18 protein-coding genes and 3 tRNA genes are annotated in these 23748 nt (G+C 42.4%); all 21 read right to left on the reverse strand.

The window, feature by feature from the left end; translation table 11 throughout:
• Positions 1-36 precede the first annotated feature (36 nt).
• Positions 37-450 (reverse strand): SoxR reducing system RseC family protein, encoded by a 414-nt coding sequence (locus BLR11_RS08065; protein ID WP_091650493.1) that lies wholly within the window; start codon positions 448-450, stop codon positions 37-39.
• A 560-nt stretch (positions 451-1010) separates the two neighbouring features.
• Positions 1011-2612, reverse strand: coding sequence for a CTP synthase (locus BLR11_RS08070; protein WP_091650496.1), 1602 nt, complete (start codon positions 2610-2612; stop codon positions 1011-1013).
• Between the two features lie 81 nt (positions 2613-2693).
• Positions 2694-4358 (reverse strand): arginine--tRNA ligase, encoded by a 1665-nt coding sequence (gene argS / locus BLR11_RS08075; RefSeq protein ID WP_091650499.1) that lies wholly within the window; start codon positions 4356-4358, stop codon positions 2694-2696.
• A complete protein-coding gene (locus tag BLR11_RS08080) occupies positions 4358-4783 on the reverse strand; it encodes a YwiB family protein (RefSeq protein WP_091650502.1) in 426 nt (141 codons plus the stop codon). Before BLR11_RS08080 ends, argS begins: the two co-directional genes overlap by 1 nt.
• 141 nt (positions 4784-4924) lie before the next feature.
• Positions 4925-6382 (reverse strand): aspartate ammonia-lyase, encoded by a 1458-nt coding sequence (locus tag BLR11_RS08085; RefSeq protein WP_091650504.1) that lies wholly within the window; start codon positions 6380-6382, stop codon positions 4925-4927.
• Positions 6383-6750: 368 nt separating this feature from the next.
• Positions 6751-7494 (reverse strand): TIGR03915 family putative DNA repair protein, encoded by a 744-nt coding sequence (locus tag BLR11_RS08090; RefSeq protein ID WP_091650507.1) that lies wholly within the window; start codon positions 7492-7494, stop codon positions 6751-6753.
• Positions 7491-8747, reverse strand: coding sequence for a putative DNA modification/repair radical SAM protein (locus BLR11_RS08095; RefSeq protein WP_245675118.1), 1257 nt, complete (start codon positions 8745-8747; stop codon positions 7491-7493). Before BLR11_RS08095 ends, BLR11_RS08090 begins: the two co-directional genes overlap by 4 nt.
• Before the next feature lie 139 nt (positions 8748-8886).
• Complete coding sequence (locus tag BLR11_RS08100; RefSeq protein ID WP_091650510.1) at positions 8887-10674, reverse strand: WG repeat-containing protein; 1788 nt, start codon at positions 10672-10674, stop codon at positions 8887-8889.
• Between the two features lie 87 nt (positions 10675-10761).
• Positions 10762-10920, reverse strand: coding sequence for a hypothetical protein (locus tag BLR11_RS14135; protein WP_176762918.1), 159 nt, complete (start codon positions 10918-10920; stop codon positions 10762-10764).
• Between the two features lie 116 nt (positions 10921-11036).
• A complete protein-coding gene (locus tag BLR11_RS08105) occupies positions 11037-12272 on the reverse strand; it encodes an FprA family A-type flavoprotein (protein WP_091650514.1) in 1236 nt (411 codons plus the stop codon).
• Between the two features lie 121 nt (positions 12273-12393).
• Positions 12394-13746, reverse strand: a complete 1353-nt coding sequence (locus tag BLR11_RS08110) for a hypothetical protein (protein WP_176762919.1) — start codon at positions 13744-13746, stop codon at positions 12394-12396.
• 33 nt (positions 13747-13779) lie between these two features.
• Entirely contained in the window at positions 13780-14454 is a 675-nt protein-coding gene (locus tag BLR11_RS08115) for a hypothetical protein (RefSeq protein WP_091650519.1), read from the reverse strand.
• Positions 14451-16136: a DUF2157 domain-containing protein gene (locus BLR11_RS08120; RefSeq protein ID WP_176762920.1), complete on the reverse strand. Its 1686-nt coding sequence runs from the start codon at positions 16134-16136 to the stop codon at positions 14451-14453. Before BLR11_RS08120 ends, BLR11_RS08115 begins: the two co-directional genes overlap by 4 nt.
• A 319-nt stretch (positions 16137-16455) precedes the next feature.
• Positions 16456-16902, reverse strand: a complete 447-nt coding sequence (locus tag BLR11_RS08125; RefSeq protein ID WP_091650526.1) for a universal stress protein — start codon at positions 16900-16902, stop codon at positions 16456-16458.
• A gap of 95 nt (positions 16903-16997) precedes the next feature.
• On the reverse strand, positions 16998-19160 hold the full coding sequence (gene speC / locus BLR11_RS08130; RefSeq protein WP_281240849.1) for an ornithine decarboxylase: 2163 nt from the start codon (positions 19158-19160) through the stop codon (positions 16998-17000).
• A 210-nt stretch (positions 19161-19370) separates the two neighbouring features.
• Entirely contained in the window at positions 19371-20645 is a 1275-nt protein-coding gene (locus BLR11_RS08135; RefSeq protein WP_091650530.1) for an ArsB/NhaD family transporter, read from the reverse strand.
• Between the two features lie 74 nt (positions 20646-20719).
• Positions 20720-20795: transfer RNA gene (locus tag BLR11_RS08140), tRNA-Lys, on the reverse strand.
• Positions 20796-20800: 5 nt separating this feature from the next.
• Positions 20801-20875: transfer RNA gene (locus tag BLR11_RS08145), tRNA-Gln, on the reverse strand.
• A 2-nt stretch (positions 20876-20877) separates the two neighbouring features.
• Positions 20878-20953: transfer RNA gene (locus tag BLR11_RS08150), tRNA-His, on the reverse strand.
• Positions 20954-21150: 197 nt separating this feature from the next.
• Positions 21151-21996, reverse strand: a complete 846-nt coding sequence (speE, locus tag BLR11_RS08155) for a polyamine aminopropyltransferase (protein ID WP_091650534.1) — start codon at positions 21994-21996, stop codon at positions 21151-21153.
• Positions 21997-22116: 120 nt separating this feature from the next.
• Positions 22117-23487 carry an NCS2 family permease gene (locus BLR11_RS08160; RefSeq protein WP_091650536.1) on the reverse strand — a complete coding sequence of 457 codons (1371 nt, stop codon included), beginning with the start codon at positions 23485-23487 and terminating at the stop codon, positions 22117-22119.
• Positions 23488-23748 lie beyond the last annotated feature (261 nt).

The raw sequence follows: 23748 nt of genomic DNA on the forward strand, positions 1-23748 counted from the left end.
TAATGAAAAAATAATAAAAACAGTTAAGCAACCAATTTAGAGAATCGATATGATCTTCGGCTTCGAACTTTCCTTATCTGATATGGATCGGTCATACATTTTAACTCCTACTAAAGCAATAAGAAATGCCACGATGCCGCCGATGATTTCCGACTGCACTATATCGTATCCCAAAGGGATGCTTACCCATCTACCAATAAAAACGCCAATCGCCGCAACAACCAGCGGCATAATGAAACATACAAAAGCGCCAATCACAATGTTGGCTTCTCTTACTTCAAACGTTACCCGGTCCCCCACCTTGGCATGAATAGGGTTCGTCGCTTTTACAATAATGTTCTCCGCACCCGGGCAGGCTCCGCAAGCGATGCAATCGGAATGGCGTCCGACTTTTACTTCTGCGATACCTGATTCATCAATAGATGTAATTGTCCCTTCTTCCGTCTTCATAATTTCATCGCTCCTTTCCCACAAAATAAAATGAATGAAAACCATTATCATTACTAATAGTGTGTTCTCAACAGTTTTAATTATAACATCATATTTTGCAATATTCAATGTGAAAATTATCGCAAGCTAGCTTAAATACCGCAATTTAAGCAAAAGATTTTTACTAAAATAAGATGAATCTTTTAATAGCATAAATATTAATTATACATAACAGCGAAAAGGTACGGTAATTATCCTACATTCGCTCTTATCGATACATATCAGCCTTGTTCGGTCTTTTTATAAGTATGCTGAAACAAGATTTATATGTTGCGTTTTTTATATGTATAAACTGTTTGGTATTATTTTTTTTATTTGTAACTTTTTAGAACATATTCGCACGATATTCTCAATCAATTTACGACAGCTTTGGTAACAATGCAAACGGGTACGATTCGCTGACGGTATTCTATATGGAAAAACCAGCATGTCCCATGACAAAAATATATCGATCTTGAAAAGACGAAAAAAAGATGACTTCCCCTGCGAAAAGTCATCTTTTATAGCAAAAATCATACGTATTACTTATCCAGCGCCGCCTTGACTAATCCACGGAACAACGGATGTGCATTTGTCGGCCGGGATTTCAATTCCGGATGGAACTGACAGCCTACAAACCATGGATGATCTGCTATTTCGATCATTTCTACCAACCGGTCATCGGGTGAAGTTCCCACTATTTTAAGACCTGCATTGATCAGTTCTGTCCGGTATTTATTGTTAAATTCCCAGCGATGCCGATGACGTTCATAAATAAGGTTCTTGCCATAAACGCCAAAAGATTTACTAGTTTCATCAAGTTTGCACGGATACAGTCCTAATCGCATAGTTCCGCCTTTTTCAGAAATATCGACTTGATCTGCCATTAAATCAATGACCGGGTATTTGGCATCTTCTTCAAATTCAGAAGACGTTGCGCCTTCCATACCGGCAACGTGCCGGGCAAATTCCATAACAGCGCACTGCATGCCCAGACATAATCCCAAGAAAGGAATTTTATTTTCTCGGGCATACTGAATTGCCTTAACTTTTCCTTCAATGCCGCGATTGCCAAACCCACCGGGAACTACAATCCCCTGGATGTTTTTAAATACTTCTGCTAATGATACATCCGGTGCTTCCAATGTTTCCGAATCGATCCAATCAATATGAACTTTCGTCCGATAGACAATGCCGGCATGCCCCAATGCTTCTGCCACACTAAGGTATGCATCATGAAGCGCTACATATTTTCCGACAATAGCAATATTTACTTCTTTTTCCGGATGGTAAATATCGTATACCATCTTTTTCCAGTCTTCCATATTGCACGGCTGATCCGGAAGTCCCAGCTTTTCTAAAACAATACGATCCAAGCCTTCTTCCGACATCAGCAACGGTACTTCATAAATACTGTTCAAGGTTTTATTTTCAATCACTGCATCTTTATCAATATCGCAGAACAATGCCAATTTATCTTTCATTTCTTCAGAAAGAGAATATTCGGTACGGCATACGATGATATCCGGCTGAATGCCAATGCTGCGAAGTTCTTTAACACTGTGCTGTGTCGGCTTGGTTTTCAATTCACCGGCACCCGCAATATACGGAACAAGCGTAACATGAATATACAGTGCATCGTTGCGGCCTACTTCTTTTTTGATCTGGCGAATCGCTTCCAAGAACGGAAGACTTTCTATATCTCCGACAGTACCCCCGATTTCGGTAATAACAACATCTGCATTATCATCATCGCCAACACGGAAAATACGGTCTTTGATTTCATTTGTAATATGCGGAATGACTTGGACCGTATGACCCAGATAATCTCCGCGGCGTTCCTTCTGTAGCACGGACCAATAAATTTTACCAGCCGTGACATTGGAATTCTTGCCTAAATTAATGTCAATAAACCGTTCATAATGACCTAAATCCAAATCTGTTTCAGTACCATCATCAGTGACAAACACTTCCCCATGCTGATATGGGCTCATTGTACCGGGATCGACATTGATGTACGGATCAAATTTTTGAATCGTTACCTTAAATCCACGATTTTTCAACAACCGACCCAAAGCCGCCGCCGTAATACCTTTTCCTAATGAAGATACAACCCCGCCTGTTACAAATATGTACTTAGCCATAATTCCTCCCTGTATGCCTTGTAGTATATAGAAACATGCCGCAATATACGGCAATCACTGAACTATTTATATTATATTATATTACATTTTTTCCGGTGCCGAAACACCCAAAATGGCCAAGCTGTTGGCAATCGTAATACGCACTGCCGTGATCAAAGCCAATCTCGCTTCTGCCAGTTCTTTATTCTCTTGAATGATCCGGCAATGATTATAAAATTGATGGAACAGACTTGCCAACTCATACACAAAATGGGCAATGCGATGGGGCGCCCGGTCACGAGCTGCCTGTTTAATAATATTAGGAAAAGCCGCCATTTTCTTTATTATTTCCAGTTCTTCCTCTTCCTGCAATGTATTCCAAACTACATGGGACCAATCTGTATCCAGCTTGATTCCCGCTTCCGCAGCTTGTGCATAAATGCTGTAAATACGAGCATGGGCATATTGAATATAATATACAGGATTTTCACTACTATGTGATTTTGCCAAATCAAGGTCAAAATCAAGCTGCGTATCCAGCGATCTCATGATAAAAAAGTATCGTGCCGCATCTGTCCCAACTTCTTCGATCAACTCATTCAGCGTAATTGCCTGTCCTGTCCTTTTTGACATCTTAACAGGTTTTCCTTCTCGGAAAAGACTGACCATCTGCAGCAGCAATACTTCCAATTGATCCGGGTCATATCCAAGAGCAGCGATAGCCGCTTTAACACGAGCTACATAGCCGTGATGATCGGCTCCCCATATATTAATGAGTTTCTTAAAGCCTCTATCATATTTATTTTTATGATACGCAATATCCGCTGCCAAATAGGTAGGCACGCCGTTATCACGAATAACAACTCGGTCTTTGTCATCTCCGTACTCCGTTGATTTCAGCCAGAGAGCTCCTTCTTTTTCATATATCTTGCCACGTTTTTCAAGTACATCGCACGCCGCATGAATCGCATCCGGATGCAGCGTCCGTTCACTGAACCACGTATCATATTGAACATTGAAATGAGCCAAATCTTTTTTCAATATATTCATTTTTTCCACATAGGCCCGGTCTTTAAAAAATTCCAACCGTTCCTGTTCCGGCATAGCTAAATAGGCATCGCCATCTTGGTCGATAATCGCTTGGGCTGTATCAATAATATCGGTACCATGATATCCGTTTTCGGGAATCTGGCTTTCTTTTCCCAAGAGTTCCAAATAGCGGGCATTGACAGATGCTGCTAAATTATTCATCTGATTACCGGCATCATTAATATAGTATTCTGCCTGCACATTATACCCGGCCGCACATAACAAATTGACCAGTGCACTGCCATAAGCAGCCCCCCGGCCATGTCCCACATGAAGCGGTCCTGTCGGATTAGCACTGACATATTCTACCTGGACCGTATCTTCCGGACGCAGGGGCGCCTTCCCATATTGCGGACCTGCTGCTAGTATTTGCTGCAGTGAATCATAAAGAACTGTATTATTTAAAAAAAAGTTGATAAATCCGGCTCCGGCAATTTCTGCTTTTTCCAGCCAAGGATATTTCATTTCATCAACAATGGCCTGCGCTATTGCGCGAGGAGCTTTATGTGCCACTCTGGCAGATTGCATTGCGATGTTTGATGCAAAATCACCAAATTCTTTCTGCGGAGGCACTTCCAAACTGATATCCGGATAGGTACCTTCCGGCAGCACGCCGGAATGAATCGCTTTCGCCATCGCTTCTGCGATTCCCTGCTGCAATAATTCTTTCATTTCCATTACGCGTTATCCTCCTGCACAGTAATTGTCAGCTGATTATAGCTTGTTCCAATTCCTTCTATTGTAACATCATATCCAAGACGAACCGTTCCTATACCTTCTACCAAATGAATTTCCATCTCATAGGTTTTCATATGTATCATAACTTCGCCAAACGGCATTTTATAGGTTGCCTTAAAACTGCTGCCTTTACGAAATACTTGGCGCTGTCGGACAGTTCCCCTGCGAAGCAGCACTGCCGAATCGGGTAGCAGTTTAATAATCGTGGTAACCCCGGCCATGCCTGTAATTTCGCTTTCTTCATATACAATATATTGGACATTCTGTTTGCAATAGTATTTTCCTGCAGAAACAAGCTCAAGCTTCAATTCCTGTCCGTCCTCATCTCGCTGGATGCTTTGTACGGTTACTAAGACAGGTTTCACTGAATCCAAATCCTTCCCTTTTTTATCTCAATGTTACTATTATATAACATATGACTTGAAAAAGAAACAATGAATAATGGAAATTTTCAAAAGAATTCCATAGAAAAAGTGGCAGTCAGAAACTGCCACCGCTGTTATCTATCAGTAAAATTCACCGCTGATTTTTTTATGATGCTCTATGTGGTTTCCCTGATCCGTATGAAGCAGTTTAGCGCCCGCAATGCCAGGTTGTGTCATTTCTGCCGGTGAAAGAATATATTCTATTTGTTCCTGTGTCAGGAGCCCTTTCTCCAAAATAATTTCCTTTACAGGCCGTCCTGACATATAGGCCTCTTTTGCCAGCATAGAAGATTGTTCATACCCAATATGCGGCAACAACGCGGTAATAATACCAACACTGTGATCCAGCCAATACGCACATTGTTCCCGGTTGGGTTCCAGATTGATGAGCAGATTATCAACAAATGCATTGACGGCATTAGTCAGATAACGCATGGAATTAAACAGATTAAAGGCCATGACCGGTTCCATCACGTTTAGTTCAAACTGTCCGTTCTCTACGCCTAAACTGATCGCAATATCATTTCCAATAACTTGATAACAAGTTTGGTCTAATACTTCCGCCATCACCGGATTTACTTTGCCCGGCATAATAGAGGACCCCGGTTGACGCGGCGGCAGTTTTAATTCATTCAGTCCGCAGCGCGGTCCCGATGCCATGAGACGAAAATCATTTGCCATTTTGATAAGTACCAGTGCCGTTGCTTTCATGCTTCCTGAAAAATCAGCAAACGCATCGGTATTATTGGTCATGTCGATAAGGTTTCGTGCTGTAATAAACATCTCGCCTGTAAGAGCGGACAATTGCCGGGCAACAGACTGGATATATTTAGGTTCGGCGTTAAGTCCCGTCCCTACGGCCGTACCGCCCATATTGATCGTATGAACCCCTTCAATAGCACGTTCGATACGATGAATGCTGCGACGGACGGCCGAAGCATAGGATCCCATTTCCTGCCCGAGGGTAATAGGCACGGCATCCTGCAAATGTGTCCGCCCCATCTTGACGATATCTTTGTATTCTTCGGATTTTACTTCCAATTCATCTGTCAGGCGGCGCAGCGCCCGCAACAGGCCTTTACTTTTCATAATAATACAGACTTTGATGCTCGTGGGAAACACATCATTAGTGGACTGCGCCATATTAGCGTGGTTATTAGGCGATACAATATCATATCGTCCTTTTGGTTTCCCCATAATTTCCAATGCGCGATTACATAATACTTCATTCATATTCATATTAACAGAGGTCCCTGCTCCTCCTTGAATGGGATCGACAGGAAACTGATCAATAAATTTTCCCTGCATAACTTCTGTTGCCGCTTGTACAAGTACATTACCGATTCCTGGATCCAGACGGCCGGTTTCCATATTAGCCAGCGCTGCCGCTTTTTTGACGGTAGCGACCGCAATAATAAAATCTTTATCGAGATGTTCTCCTGTAATATGAAAATTTTCCATAGCCCGCATAGTTTGTACACCATAATACACTTCGTCCGGTATTTCCATCTCTCCTAAAAAGTCATGTTCTTTTCTCATGATATTTCCCCCTGTTGTAACAGCGACGTATAATCCTATTGCATATTGTATACAAAAAAAGCAAGTTTGATTTAAAAACCCGTAGGGTATGTCCCCCTTGACATAGTAAAAGACGCTGTCGAAATAAAATTCAACAGCGTCTTTGCCGTACGAGCTTCTTAAATTAACCACATTCTAATACTTCTGTTCTGCAAAGTCAAGGTACTCTCTTATGCCAAAATCACCGATGTTAAAAATAATAATTAATCATTTCGGAATCGAATCGTTCTTGATTTCAAAAAATATATGTAAATGATTTTTTTACCTTATAATTTTAAAAAAATAGTCGAAAAATATTTTTTGTTTCTAATTGTCTCATAGACTTGCACCTACTCGTGTTCATTCAATTCGATGAGATAGGGCCAATATTTTTTAGGCATAAATTGGCGTCTTAATTTTGTATTGGTTCGTTCTTTAATCGCAATCGTCCGATAATAGTTCCGCCAAAGTTCTGAAAAAAAGTGTTCTGCCTCTGTTATTTCTGCCGTCTGCAGTATCTTTGGTATCTCTACGATTTGTAGTTTCCGCGTATCATAAAATACCCCAAAATTCCGCCGCGCGTCGTGAATGACCCACGTTTCTCCTTGCAGCCGTCGCACAAAATGAGGTGCCATAATAGGGACAACACAATAATCCGGTGCGATTTTTCCATAAAGCATTCCGTTGGATATTTCTCGGAAGCGCAGCAGACCTAATAATTTGTGCCGTTCGTTCCCCGTCTTTACTGCCCATTGATGTACTTCCCAGATCGTTTCCTCACTCAAATGGTGTTGAAACTCCTGCTTTTGCTGAAAAGCCTGCCGAATAAATTTCAGAAGCCGCTGTTCACGCTTCGGTTGTTCCGCTAAAAACGCATAATACAGCAAATGACAGATTTCACTGCCGCACTGCTGTCGTAGACTTTCCAAGACCTTACCGGCTTTTTCCATATCTGTACAAACAAACCGTTCTTCCCCAAAGAGACTCGTCTGACTTCCGTCATGGATTATTCCTGTCTGACAGATACCGTCATGATACGCATCAAACACAGCGGATATATATCCAAAAAAACTGCCATCATATATATAATTCATAGGCGTACCTGCGAAAACAAGTCACCGGCTTCGTAACGGCTGTTTTTTTCATGCAGGCAAAGGCTGTGGTGAATTGCCTCCGGCTTACCTGAACCGCCATAATATTTTCCACGACAGGTAATAAAATATTTAGCCCGCTTCAAAACAATGCCCATGCGGTGCAGTGTATCGTATGAAACCCACGCTGCCCGGCGGGCGGCACAGATCCTTTTAGCAGAAGTGACTCCGATACCCGGTACCCGAAGCAGCATATGATAAGATGCTTTATTCACTTCCACCGGGAAGCATTCGATGTGACGGAGAGCCCAGCACGCCTTGGGATCGAGGGATAAATCAAAATCAGGCTGCTGTTCCGTCAATATTTCTGCCGCTGAAAACTGGTAGTATCGCAGCAGCCAGTCGGCTTGATACAGGCGGTGTTCCCGCAGCAGCGGCGGCTTAATAAGCGCCGGCAGATTGGGACCGCTCAAAGCTGGCACATAGGCTGAATAATATACCCGCTTCAGTCCTACTTTTCGGTACAATGCTTCACTTAATTCCATAATGCGGCGGTCGCTATCCGGAGTCGCCCCGATGATGAGCTGTGTTGTCTGCCCGGCCGGGACAAAAGAAGGCAGTTTTTTATAGGATCGACTTTCTTCCTGCCGCTCAGCAATGCCTTGTTTTACCTCCCGCATCGGCATCATAATCGCTTGTTTCGTTTTTTGCGGAGCTAATAACTGCAGACTAGCTGATGATGGCAGCTCTATATTAATGCTCATGCGGTCCACATACCTGCCAAGTTCGCGGATGAGACGGCTGTCTGTACCGGGAATCCCTTTCATATGGATATATCCGTTAAAATGTTTCTCCTCACGCAGCATTCGTGCCGCTTTAATAAGCAGTTCCGTCGTATAATCTGGAGACCGATATACGCCGGAACTAAGAAACAAGCCTTCAATATAGTTCCGACGATAAAACTGAATCGTTAATTCGGCAATTTCTTCCGGCGTCATCATGGCTCTCGGTGTATCATGACTGCTGCGGTTTACACAATAAGAACAATCGTATATACAGCGATTCGTCATAAGAATCTTAAGAAGAGATATGCAGCGTCCATCTTGGGACCAGCTGTGACAAATACCGGAATAAGCCGCATTGCCGATACCACGTCCTTCATTTTTACGAGTACTGCCGCTGGATGAACAAGATACATCATATTTCGCAGCATCACTCAAAATTTTTAGTTTATCTTGCATCTTGTCCCAGTCCAAGGGATCCCCTCCTTTTTTTATTATCATATCATATTTTTTCGCGTATTTCAAACATATGTTCTATTTTGTGGAAATTAACAACAATACATAAGCCGTGTTATTCCGTATACGCGGAACAACACGGCCTATAGGTGATTCATTAATTCAACACGTCTAGTTCTTCGTATTCCGGTGGTACCGTACTATTGCCATTTACATCGATAACTCCCCATTTTCCCTTACATTGAATCGGTGCATACCCACCGAAAAAATCGCCAGCTTTGTTTATGGTTGAAGCCAGTATTATTACAACTGTCCCATGGTCATTTACATACGCCAAGTTCTTTCCCGTCCTTACCAAAAGACGGTCATCCTGCAGCCGTCCCCTGACTTCATCAAAAACAGGCCGGCATAGTTCGGTTCCATCGGTCTGCAATAATCCCCATTTCTTTCCTTCCTTATATGCAAGTATCGTTCCCAGTTGCTGCAATCCATCATACTTGAAAGGAATCATTAGCTGTCCTGCTGTTAGGGAAAGCGCTCCCCATATATTCTTTTCATTTTCTGCAAGAAAGAGTCCTGCCTCTGCACTGCGTTCCAATGATTTGTATACAGGCGGTATCAAATAAGAACCATCAGTCCGTATATACCCCCACCGATTGCGATCCATCACATAGGTCCCCTCTTTTGTCATAGGATATACAATATCCCGCTGTGCTTCAATAATAATTTTTCCCGTCGTATCGATATATCCCCGCCGTTCTTCTCGGCCCATAGAAGTTGTAATTCCCACATTCATGCCGCCCCCATTATGATAACCAAAATACGGTTCGCTGCCATCATAATACGGATCTCCGCCGATGTAGACCCCGATATTGCGATATAACGGAACTTGCCAGGAAGGATATCCATAATGATCATTGCCGCCGACAGAAATAGAAATCGTCCCGCCGGTCGTAACTGTGCGCACCTTGATTCCGTATTCAGCAAGATTATTGTGGAAACTTCCGAGTGTATCATAGTTCGCCTTGATCACAATTTTTCCTTCTGTATTTATATAGCCTTTCGTCCCATTTTGCAGGCGTACCGGAGCCAGTCCTTCATTAAATTGTCCATATATGTCTGATACCGGTTCCGTCAGTGCCTGCCCATGGGTATTAATAAAAATAAGTCCTTTATCTGTCGCTGCCGCAGCAAATCCGTCATGAAAATTACTGATAATTTTTTTATATTGCGGCACGATAGCAATACGGCCGGTTATATCCGCAAATCCCCAAAGACCCTTTTTTTGAATCCCGATATATCCGTTTTCATACGCAGATTGGATACCCTCATATACGCAAGGAATACATTCTTTTCCCTGCCTATCAATGACTCCCCACTTCCCATTTTTACATACCACTGCCCGACCTTGTTGAAAAGAACCAGCTTGTCCATATTGCAGGGGGATACTGATAGTCCCTTGTTCATCAATATATCCATACTGTCCCTGTTTTCCAACACTTGCCAACCCTTCACTAAACACAGCCGCACTATCGTACTGAGGCACTGCAATAACAGTCCCGTCGCTTTTATAATATCCGTATTTTCCTTGTACCCGTATCATCAGGGTATGATCGTTCCAAGAACTGCGCCGGTCATACGATACAGGAATAATTGCTTTCCCTTCCCGTGTAAAAAAACCTCGTACACCGTGGGATTGCACTTCTACTAATCCCAATTCTTTATTTTTCTGAACATCTGCCTGAAAAGCCTCCCTGCTTACGGCTTTATCATTTTCTAATGATAGTCCTGCCCGATCATAAATCAAAGGAATCATTTTTTTATTCGTGCCGTCAATAACACCCCATCTGTTATTTTGCTGCACCGCTGCATCGAATGATGCTTCCGCCATAACCGCCGTACTTGCAATCGTAAGAATACTCACTGCATACATCCATTTTTTCATAGATACCTCCTGATTACATACACCGCAATATCTATATATAAAAAAAATAAAATCAGGCAAACTAAACAGCAAGCCTGATTTTATTGGTTATCCCATTTGTAAACCTTCTTTAAGTTTTTCAAAAATTTTCTTTTCTTCTTCTGTTAATGGACGACCCAAATCAAATTGCAACTGTTCGCCGTTATTTGTAGCTTTGGCTTGTTTGTGCGGATCGCCGGCTTTAGCACTGTCATCTCTAATAATCATACTTACAGATAACCTCCTTTACATAGGCTGCGATTTCATTATACCACCGGAAATATCTCTGCGGCAAGATATAAAAAAGCCGCCCATCTTTTTTACACGGGCGGCTTTTTATTTAATTAAACCAAAGAATCCGGGTCTGGAGATTCTGCTATGCTTTTAGCAATTGTTTTAGCCATACTGTCGAGAATTCCTTCTTCTTCATCCTTCAAGGAAGATCTAATATCCAGCGGCGTTCCCAGTACTTCGCAATTCTTAAATTTCTTTTCTACGTATTCGATCATCGTTTTTTGTGCTGCCGACGCCCAGCTATGGCAGCCTATAACTGCAATTTTACGATTCTGAAACTGTAATGTTTTTAAATCGTGCAGGAAGTTTTCCATCGGTAAATACAAGTTAAGGTTGTATGTGGGTGCCGCCAGCACCAGATGACTGTATTTCCAAGCCTCGGCTGTAAGAAATGACGGATGAACTTTGGATACATCATAGAGATGAATATTTCTGATCCCCTGCAAACTCAATTTATGAGCCAGCACACAAGCCGCCCGTTCCGTATTCCCATAAATAGAAGCAAAGGCAATCACAACCCCGTTCTGTTCCGGAACATATTTAGCCCAATGGAGATATTTATGGATGATCAATTGAATCGTTTCCGGTGTACGGAACACTAACCCATGTACCGGAGCGACTACTTCAATAGGAAGTCCGTCCATTTTTTTCAGCACATTGACAACCTGCGGTCCATATTTACCAACAATATTGACATAGTACCGCCGGAATTCATCCATATAATCTCTTTCAAAATCAACCTGGTCAGCATATACATTGCCGCTGGTACCAAACATACCGAAAGCATCTACACTAAACAACACTTTATCCGTCACATCATAGGCCAGCATGACTTCCGGCCAATGCACCATAGGAGCCTTAATCATTTGAATAACATGTTTTCCCAGTTTGATTTGGTCGCCTTCTTTAACTGCAACATAATTATTCGGCATAGGATGACGATAAAATTGTTCAAATAGCTTAAAGGTCTGTGCCTGCCCAATGATTTTTACATTCGGATACTTTTCCACTAACGCCAAAATAGAACCAGCATGGTCGGGTTCCATATGATTTAAAAAGAAATAATCAAGCGTACGCCCTTTCAGCAAATATTCAATATCCTCTAAAAATTCATCACGGACACTTTTATCCATCGCATCCAGTACTGCCGTCTTTTCATCATCAATGAAATATGAATTATAGGAAATACCGAAAGGCAACGGAAAAATATGTTCAAACATTTCAGTCCTAAAATCGTTGCACCCCATCCAATAGATACCATTTTTAATTTCTTCAACACAATGCATATATCATACCCTCCTGACTTATTAATATTGGTAATGGAAAACTATCTGCTATGTCCCACTGCTATATATAGCATACCATTTTTTTTCATGTTCGCAAATAAGAATATGCTAAATATATCCATTACTTGCTTCCTTTTGTCGTTTTTCCACTTCCCGCCGATGCTTTTGAAGCCGGTCCGCTTCCAGAATTACCTGCCGTCGATGCCGACTGTCCTGAATTATCAGAATTATCAGAACCGCTGGCAGTACTATCCGATGTGCCTGCAGTATCTGAGGATGCAGAATTGCCGGCAGTATCACTCAGTGTACCGCTGGAAGACAAATCATCGGCTCGTTTCTGTTCTTCCGATACGCTGCGTTTTTGGATCGGCGTCTGTATCACCGTCTGTCCATTGCCTATATCTTCCGCTTCCTGAATAACACGATTCACTAACTGCCGCAAAACATCTTTATCAGCTTGTGACAGATCCCCGCTGTTATCCAGCAGATCCTTCGCCTGTGAAGTCAATTTCTGTGCTTCTGCCTTAGCTGCTGTCTTACTGTATTGCCCCGATTGATATCCACGATTTAAATCGCGCAAGGAGGCCGATATTTCCAGCATTTTATCCTTGATATGTATAATTTTACTGTCATTTTTACGAAGTTCGGCATCATGGAGGCGTCGGTCTTCTTCCCTGTTTTCAAGTAATTCTTCTTGCTGCTGCTGTGACACTTTTGCCAACGTATCTGCGGTGATATGCGTACCAACAAAGTATTCATATCCCATATATCCCAAAATAAAAATAGGAATAAACAAAAGCATCATTTCCATACGGCGCATTTGAGCGGCACGCTTCCAGCTAATAACATTGCGCCGCCGGTGTTCGATCAGCAAAACGAGGATAACTACCGCAATAACCAGCATCAATGCTACATAAATAGCCAGTTTATGCCACACTGTCGCCTGCAGCTTGATTGCCTGCGGGTGAGAATTCTTCAAGCTCCATAAATAGGTACTTCCCTGATTATCACTCTTCGTACTATTGCTGACAACTTGTGTTCCCGATGGAAACGAGACAATATATTCCAAGTCGGCATTATTTTCTTCCATGGGTATGCCCATACGAAGCGACTTTATACTATCCGGATTATATTGATAATCGATATAATAAGTGGAACAAATAAGTCCGTCATGCGTTTTATGAACAATATGGTCTACCGAGCTTTTATTCGCGCCGTCTTTAGTAATCGTACGCATAGCACGAAAGCCTTCTCCATTATTGTTGCTATAATCCATGATAGTATAATTCCGTTTTTGAAATTCATCTGCATCGGCACGCAGCTTTTTTTGCCCGGCAGTGGTGCTGGATACTTTCAAAACATCCTGCGTCTCACTGCCGTCATCATGAATGATCGTCTGTGCTCTAAATCCTGACAACAGCATAAACGCCGTGATGAGCAGAACGGTACATCCTAATTTCCAATACCCTTTCATAATTCCCTCCTTTTTATTTATCTTATATGTTTTTCATTCCACGTTCTGCTGCTTCGGCGGAACCATGGCAGATCCCAAAATATGAGTTTTAACGCTTGCTGCAGGCTTGCCGGCAGCCTTTCCCGCCAATGATTCTGCTGTTTTTTCCGCTTCACTGCCGCAAAATTCCAAGGGCATTCCATTAACAAAGATACCTTCAATAACGCCTTCTCCCTTTTTCATGCGAATACTGGCAATAACGCTGTCCGATACACCGATATCATAAATACCATCCGCTTTTGCCGGATCAATGCGGTACCGATCAAACCCAACCAAGAACTGTACAATACTATCACCATACCCCACGACAGAGGCGTTCATATAATCTTCGCCTACAGGCGGTTTATGTGCAGAGGCGCCATTAATTTGTATTACCCCTTTATCATCACGTGAAATATACACATAAATAGTTTCATGAAGCCGCGGTTCCGTATCATCCAGCCATTTTGTCGTATCCTCAGGAAAAACTACACGGATATAATCCGTACCGAAGGCAGATTGTTCCAAACGCGGAATGCATTTCCACTGATACGGAATGCCATCGACCTGAATATTATGCCAGCGCCAAGCTATATATCCGCAAACACTGAATTGCGCTATGACAAGAAAAATAAAAAGCACCCACCTGTATTTACTATCCGGAGATATTCTAAAATTCATGACCTTCATTTTTTAGATTCTCCTTCCTTTGACCACGGCGACTGTGTAAATTGTTTTTTACGCTTGACGGAAGCCGGCGTCCCCCACGGAGAAGTTGTCACCGGTTTTGTTTTTACAGATTCGCTGCGTTTTTTTGTTTGTTTCATCTTATTTTCTTTCGCTTCTTTTTTTATTTCTGCAAATATCTTTTTATCAGGCAGCGGAATTTGATCGGGTCCATGAAAAACAGGTGCCACAAAGGTAGATACTGCCGGTTCTTTGGGTGATACGGTTTCTGTATGAGGCAGTGCTGCCGATTCGCGGTTCACCGCATCCGTCATCCAGCCGGGTAGTGCCTCCTGCTGTTCTGTGATATCGGCAGCATTACTTTTATAGGGTGAATCAACAGGATGATTTCTTCTCTTTTTATTGATTCCTTGCCGAACGGATGTGACCGTATGATCTTTTTTAGCATGTCTTTTCTGACGAGCTTGTTGAAAAAATGATACTTTCTTTTTGCGAAAAAAGCGTTGCAGCTGCCACCCAGCTGCACAAATAACAATAAAGGAAATAACCATGGCAAACGGGGATACATGACTTCCCATCAACACAGCGGCACCTATAAAGATAAATATGGTCAGTCCCCACCGCAAATGATGGGCTTTGCCAAAGCGGACACCTTGAAATACTTCAAACATGCCCAAAAAGAAAATATAAATCGAAGAAACAAAAATAGGCACGGAAAAAGCAATGCCGTTTCGTATTAAAACAGTTTCTGCTCCTATCAATAGAGGAATCAGAGCATATAAAGCCGGCGACCAAAGCTTTCTTTTTAACGCTTTCCCATATATAGCTGCACCAAAAAACAGTAATAAAACTGTAACAGCTATATTCATCCATTGAAATCCCGCCACACGAATAACACTGTCCCAGGCTGCCGGCAGGCAAGAAACAAGCAGGGCCCCGACAGCAGCCAGACGCCCCAGCCAGCGGAATGGAACTCCCCATGCTTTGCGACTATCAATTGCGTACCCCATCAGCAAAACAACTCCGGCCAGTGCAGAAAAAAGCAAAAACGGAATATACGGTGCCTCTCCGGCGGCAATGCCAAAGGCAAGGAACACTGCGATCGTACCTGCCCACGAGAATATTGCTAACCGTACTTCATCGTGATGATCTCGAAGCAGCATATAAAAAGGTCCGGCTAAGGCCAGCAAAATCCACATCATGACGCAGCCGCCGGGAGAATAAGAAACTCCCGTCATAAAGGCCCAATACAATACAACACCGGCATACGCGATAATCGAAGCCGCCGAGCGCAGCAAATACGCGCCTGGCAAAATAAGCACCGCACAGACCCACATATAAAAATAAGAACTGCTGCCAGTATAAAAGGTCGTTTCCAATAACGTCACAGAAATAAATACGGCTGCACAATGAACCAATGCCACTCCTTCGCCTATCCAAGTACCCTGGCGCTCTTGAAACATAGCCATCCCTACGCCTACTTGTGATATAAATAAAATCACCAGTGCAATGGTCATTTTCGCCCATATCGGTATGTGATACCATGTAAATGCCGCTCCCCAAATACCGGCTATGCCAGCCACAGATATACCTATAACGGCAAGTAGCATATACAGCGAAAAAAAACGTATCCGGCCTTGTGTGTCCGCTATTTCAAATTTATTTTTTTTATTATCAGCTGCCATCTTTATATTGCCTCCCGGGCAAAATCTCATTACTTAAGATTTTATATACCAATTAGTATCGTTTTTCTTATTCATTTCTATCTATCATAGTATATCATAAAATTTACGTTTGCCATATTCTTCACTACCTATATATTCTATTAAATCCATCTTCCGAACCAGGGTAATTGTCTTTTTTTTTAGAAAGCGGAGAATGTTTTATCTATTTTTAATTTATCGTGTATTTTAATTTCTTTTCTATCCGCTCTGCGCGATATACCAATACAAAAAAAGCCTTGTTTTCCTATAACGGAAACAAGGCTTTCAGTACTCACATGAATTATTTTACAATTAATGCCGGGCATACAGAATGAGTAACTACATAACTGCTTACGCTGCCCATAAATAATCCTTTGAGGGGTCCCAAACCACGGCTGCCCATAACAATAAGATCGGCATTATATTTTTTAGCCACCGATAAGATTGCCGGTCCTGGGGATCCTACTTCAAACACACTTTTAACGCTAACTTCCTGGGGAATCGCTTTTGCAAAGTCATCCAGAACCTTCTTTCCATCTTCTTCCATATCCAAGGCAACTTGTTCTGTTACATATCCGTTGGCATTAGGAATTTGGTCAAAGTTGGAAATAACAGATACGATGTTTGCCACATAGACCAATGTAATCGTAGCACCTACAGCCGATGCGATGATAACCGCATGTTCCAGTGCACGCTTGGAATTTACAGACCCATCTGTAGGAACAATAATATTTTGGTACTTTTTCATAATAATCCCTCCTGTCTTCCTCAATCACCTATTTACTAGTTATATTCTCTACTGAGTAATATAATTCCTGCTAGTACAAAAAAAATATACAAAATTTATTTTTCAAGCACTACTTGCGTAAAAGCCCTCTTCGTCGTTTCTCCCATTTCCTGTTCAAAGTACACCCCGTGAATTTCCGGCTCAAACCCCGGAAAGCGGTTGATGGCCTCCTGCCAATATCGAAAATACCGTTGTGCCGTCTCGCTCCAGCGTTCTCCCGGTGCAACACAAATGATTCCGGGTGGATACGGTATGGCTCCTTCTGCAGCAATACGGCCCAACGCGTTTTCCAGTGGTATTAATTCTGTTTCATTGCCTACCAGTTGCCAATTTGCTTCTTGAGGATTCATGGCATATACAGGAAGCTTGGCACTGCGGAATAAATTTTTCTGAACACAATTTATCTGCCACTGTTTAGAAAAATCATGCATTTCCTGACAAAGCTGCCGAATCGTATATTGTCCGTACCGTTCCCGATATTGCCGAACCAATCCAGGTAATACCGCTTTAAGCGGCATATCCATTCGTACATATCGTTCAAACCGTTTTAATAACGTAATCATGGTATTCATCTTGCTGGCAGAATCCGCCGGTGTAAGCAAAAACAAAATGGAGTATAAATCACTTTTCTCCGGCGTAAAGCCATTTTCTATGCAAAACCGGGAGACTATGCCAGCGGGAATTCCGAAGTCTTCATACTCCCATGAAGATTCTTTAATTCCCGGCGTATACAGCAAAATCTTGCAGGGATCGACAAAATACTGATTGTCACCATACTGATCAAACGAATGCCAGCTTGCCCCTTTTCGGAAACGAAAATATTCAATATCACCGGCCATTTTCTCAGTATCCCCCTCCTGCCATGGTTTACCGTGCACCACCGGCGGCACAAAGGGGTGGATCATCGTACATTCACGAAAGATATCTTTGCGAACTTCAATCCCCAGCTTGACTGCATCCAGCCAAATACGTTTTCCTGCCGGTCCTTCATGAATTTTGGCATTCACATCAAGAGAAGCAAACAAGGGATAAAATGGACTGGTCGAAGCATGTATCATAAATGCATTGTTAAATCGTTTATGGGGACAGTATCGTTTTTGTCCTTGCAGATGACTATCCTTTTTATGTATTTGAGAGGCTTGTGAAAAACCACAAAGCTGCTTATGCACAGATTGTGTAACCATAATTCCCGGATCATCCGGGCCTAAATTCAATAGGAGCGGACTGCATTCTTTCATCATCGGTATGAACTGTTCATATCCTACCCATGCAGAATCAAATAAGATATAGTCACAAAGCGCCCCTATCCGATCTACGATCTGACGAGCATTATAGATAGTTCCGTCGTAGGTCCCCAGCTGGATCACAGCCAATCGGAACGGACGCTTTTCATCAGCCCGCCGCGGATCTCTTTGCCGAATCAGCGAACGAATGTATTCTTCTTCCAAACAATGATCATCAATGCCGCCGATAAATCCGTATGGATTTCTCCCGGTTTCCAGATATATAGGAGTCGCTCCGGCCATAATAAGCGCACCGTAATATACGGATTTATGATTATTGCGGTCGAAAAGCACCAAGTCACCGGGACGCAAAAGCGCAGTTGCTACAATTTCATTAGAAGTGGATGTTCCGTTCAGTACAAAATATGTCTTATCCGCATTAAAAACACGGGCCGCATGCTGCTGTGCTTCAAAAGGGACGCCCTCGTGAATCAGCAGATCGCCCATCCGGACATCAGAGCTGCTCATATCTGCCCTGAAGATATTTTCACCAAAATATTCATAAAAATAACGGCCGGCTGGTGTTCGGCAAAAAAAAGAGCCCGCTTGATGCCCGGGTGTCGCCATAGACAGGCTGCGATCATCCACATACTTTGCCATTTCTCCGAAAAATGGCGGTAATACGGTGTTTTCGTAACTTGCCGCCGCACGTTCCAGTTCTTTGCTCAACGCAATCTTATCAAAGGAATCATCGAGACAGACCTCATATACCCCTTCACTCTTTTCTATCGCTGCCATATCCGTTACTAATACAAAAACAGGAATTCCGAAGCAAGTAGCTTTTATTTTATCGATATAGGCTTTGTCCTGCTGCATCAGAACAACCGCTGCTGTATCTGTAAAATTGGTTTCCGCTACTTTCACTATTTTGCGTCTGCCAAAAACATCAAAGTACGCAGCGGCAGCATCGGTATATGCTATCTTCAAATGCTTCACGCCATTTCCCCCTCTAATATATTTCGTCAATTCTGTTTTTAAAACACTATTATTGTAGTACATATATCCAAGAAAAGAAACAATAATTCAAAAACAATACAAAAAAAATCTGCAGTCTATATAAACCGAGCTGCAGATTTTTCCATATGTCAAAAAATAACCGGTCACGTTTTTTCCCATCCTGCATCCTAAGCTTTCTATTGCCATTTTTCAAAACATAAAATAACGCACCATGACATACAGATGGGCTATTGCTACCGACAACACCGTCAACGGAAATCCTACTTTCATATATTTTAAAAAACTAATAGAATAGCCTTCCTTCTCTGCCATGGCTACAATAAGCAGATTCGGTGAAGCTCCGATAATAGTTCCATTGCCGCCGAAGCAAGCTCCCAAGGCCAGCGACCACCACAAAAAATCCGTCTGGCTACCCATGATCTGCTGCATGTGTGAAATCAAAGGGATCATCGTTGCCGTAAAAGGAATGTTATCTACAAATGCCGAAGCCATGGCTGCCAGCCAGATAAGTAATCCGGAAGAAAGAAATAAATCTCCGTCTGTCAATGTCAGCACATGCTGTGCCAGTGCACTAATCACGCCTGCCTCTTCAATTCCTCCCACTAAAATAAATAATCCAAGAAAGAAAAATAATGTTTCCCAATGAATAAAAGACATCGCTTTTTTTACATCGGTTTTCGTTATAATAAGCAGCACCGTAGCACCGGCCATAGCGATGGCCGCTGATTCCAGCCCCAGGTGATGATGAAAAATAAAACCGAGAATAGTCAGCGTCATCACAACAGCCGATTGCTTCAACAGGCGCATATCCTTGATTTCGCTGCCAGGATGCAGCGCCTGCAAGCTTCGCGGCGACATGGGCCGCTTAACGTTCAACTCATTTCTATACATATATATAAGGATGGGAACAATACTCACCATAGTCAAAACAACACAAGGCGCCAAATTATAAAAAAAAGCATTGAAAGAGAGTCCCGTTGCACTGCCGATCATTACATTCGGCGGATTACCGACCATCAGTGCCGTACCGCCAATATTAGAAATTAAAATACCCATGATCAAAAACGGATACGGTTCTATTTCAAGCCGGCGGGCCAGCGAAATGCACATAGGCGCCAACAGCAACACCGCTGTAACTGCATCAAACAACGAGGAAGTTACGGCCGTAATAACTGACAGCAGGGCTAATAAGATTTTTGGGCGCCCTCGTGTTATCTTCACTGCCCAAATCGCCATTGCCTCAAATACGCCGCTTTGGCGGATAACTCCGATCATCGCCATCATTCCAGCTAATAATCCTAATGTATTAAAATCAATATAATGCCGGATTGCATCCTCTTGTGTCACATATCCGGCAAAAATCATGACCATGCCTCCGGCAAGAGCTGCGTATGTACGAGGAATTTTCTCCGTCACAATCCCCAGATATGTTATCATAAAAATAACGATAGCAAAATAAAACATTCTTTTCGCCCTCCTTACCCGGTAAAATCATTTTAAAAAAGCCTTTCGGAATACTATTCCGAAAGGCTTTCCTTTGGTGATCCACCCGAGATTCGAACTCGGGACACCCTGATTAAAAGTCAGGTGCTCTACCGACTGAGCTAGTGGATCATGCTTGGCAGGGGTAGCTGGATTCGAACCAGCGCATAGCGGAGTCAAAGTCCGGTGCCTTACCACTTGGCTATACCCCTATTGGGGCGAGTATAGGGACTCGAACCCTAGCGTAACGGAGCCACAATCCGCCGTGTTAACCACTTCACCATACCCGCCATAATCATACGCTACCAATTTTTGCCTACCCGCAAGAACCGGTAACGTATAACATTTTACCATTACTTAAAAATCTCGTCAATAGATAATTTAATAATTATTACATTTGAATATAAATAATCTTTCTGCAGCGTACTTTTTTATGTTATCCAGCCTATATCCGGCCTATATTGCCCTTCCGTACATCCACTGTAAATTATTTTTCTTCTCCATATAATAATTCTTTAACGAAATTCGGCAAAACAAACGCACTCCGCTGAATTCCTTCATTATAATACCGTGTTTTAAAGGTCTGCGCGCGATTCGGTTTCCAAGTCAATGGATCATATTTCTTGGATCCTATAGTAAAGCAATGCATTCCACTCGGATAGAGAGGAATAAACGTGGTATATAAACGAGTAATAGGGAATATTTCAGAAACAGATTTCCATATTTTCTGAATAAGAGGCTGGTGCATAAACGGAGATTCTGTCTGTTGTACAAACAGACCATCCGGTTTTAACGCTTTATAGGTATTTTTATAAAACTCATAGGTAAATAGACCTTCTCCCGGGCCTATGGGATCAGAGCAGTCTACAATAATGACATCATAATACGCTTCTGCCTGCGCCATAAAACCGATGCCATCTCCGACCTTTACAGTCAATTTAGGATTGTTTTCCAACATGGCCTTTGCTATTTCCGGAAAATATTTTTTGGAAAGTTCTATGACCTTACCATCAATATCCACCATTGTCACCTTTTCCACTTCCGGATGCCGGACAACTTCTCTGGCAGCTCCGCCATCACCGCCCCCGATAATTAATACGTTTTTAGGATTGGGATGAAGAAACAGCGGTATATGCGCAATCATTTCATGGTACATAAATTCATCTTTAATCGACGTCTGGAATACGCCGTCAAGGACAAGCATTCTGCCAAATTCCTTAGATTCGACAACTTCGATATCCTGAAACTCCGATTTTCCCTTATATAAAACTTCCGATACTTCGGCCGATAAATCAAGGTACGGGGATTGATGTTCTGTTACATATTGTTTCATGTATGGGTCCTCCTGCATTACTTATATATAATTTTTAAATACGTCGTGTATAGTGTACCACATTACTCATAAAAAAAACATCCCCCATACCGTTCATGGGAGATGTCTGCAAATAAAGAATCAGTTAAGAAAAACATATCTGGCTATAACAACTGCGGCTAAAACGTACATGATCCAGTGCAGTTCCTTCCCTCTGCCCGTAAGAATCTTCAACAGAGGATACAAGATAAGACCGGCTGATACGCCATTGGCAATATTATAAGTAAACGGCATAAGAACAATGACCATAAACGCCGGAAACCCTTCCGTAAAATCAGAGAAGTCGATCGTATGTATTTGTTCCATCATAAAAACGCCCACAATAACCAGAATAGGAGATGTCGCTGCTTCAGGAATCAACATCATAAAAGGAGAAAAGAACAGAGACAGCAGGAAACAGATGCCACACGTTACGGCAGTTAAGCCAGTCCGTCCGCCTGCTCCAACACCCGCGGCACTTTCTACAAATGCCGTTACCGTACTGGTCCCGAGCAAGGCACCGATACTAACACCACACGCGTCTGTAAAAAATGCACGGCTCAAGCCGGGGAATTTACCGGATTCCGGATCCAGAATGCCAGCCTTCGTCGCCGTTCCTATCATAGTTCCCATCGAATCAAATAATTCAACAAAAGTAAAAGTAAAAATAATCGTTACCAATCCCATGTTAAACGCATCGCCAATATTTAATTGAAAAAATGCGGCACGGCTGAAATCAGGGATTGCCATGAGAGAAAAATTATCCGGGAGATGACAAATTCCCGTTACATACCCCACTAAAGAAGTCCCAAAAATGCCAATAAGCATTGACCCGGGAATTTTACGGGCAATAAGCAGCGCAGTAAATACGAGTCCAAACAATGCAAGCAGGTGTTCCGGATTATTTAATGTACCTAATTCCAGAATCGTTTCCTCCGCTCCGGGAACAAAATTTCCATGCGTCATTCCCACTTGTTCCAAAGAACCTGGCGTAAGAGATAAGCGAATCGCCATCAATCCTGATAATTTCAAGCCAATAATTGTAATAAACAGGCCAATACCGACAGTAATCGCATTTTTCATGGAAGTTGGAATGCCTTCTACGATCATCTGCCGAACGCTGGTCACCGTCAAAATCAAAAATACAACACCGGAAATAAATACTGCGCCCAACGCCGTCTGCCAAGGAATGCCCATACCAATAACAACTGTAAACGAATAAAATGCCAGCATGCCAACGCCAGGAGCCAAACAAATAGGATAGTTAACAAATACCCCCATAGCAATCGTGACCAACCCGCCAGCCAAAGCGGTCGCAATAAGTACTGCATCTTTGTCCATGCCGCCGAGGCTAAGCAGAGATGGTGCCAGAAACAAAATATAGGCCATCGTCATAAACGTTGTCAATCCAGCCAATATTTCGGTCCTGACTGTCGTTTTTCGTTCGCTTAGGGCAAACAATTTTTCTAACATGACTTCTCCTCCTCATAGATAATTAAGAATTTTGTCTCTGCCTTTACATCAGGCAAAAAGACAATCCAAAACTCCATTTGCCTTTATATATGCAAATAGATATTCTCATTTTATGTTTTCACCTATCAAAAGTCAATTGTTATCATAGGAAACAGTCATTTTTTTTCACATTTATTGATGGCAGCTGCCGATCCTGCATGTTTTTTTATAATTTTGCCGCTTTTTTTATTGCGTAAATCAGCAATAAAGTATGTTTAGTAT

The sequence above is a fragment of the Megasphaera paucivorans genome (assembly GCF_900103535.1).
Lineage (GTDB): Bacteria > Bacillota > Negativicutes > Veillonellales > Megasphaeraceae > Megasphaera_A > Megasphaera_A paucivorans.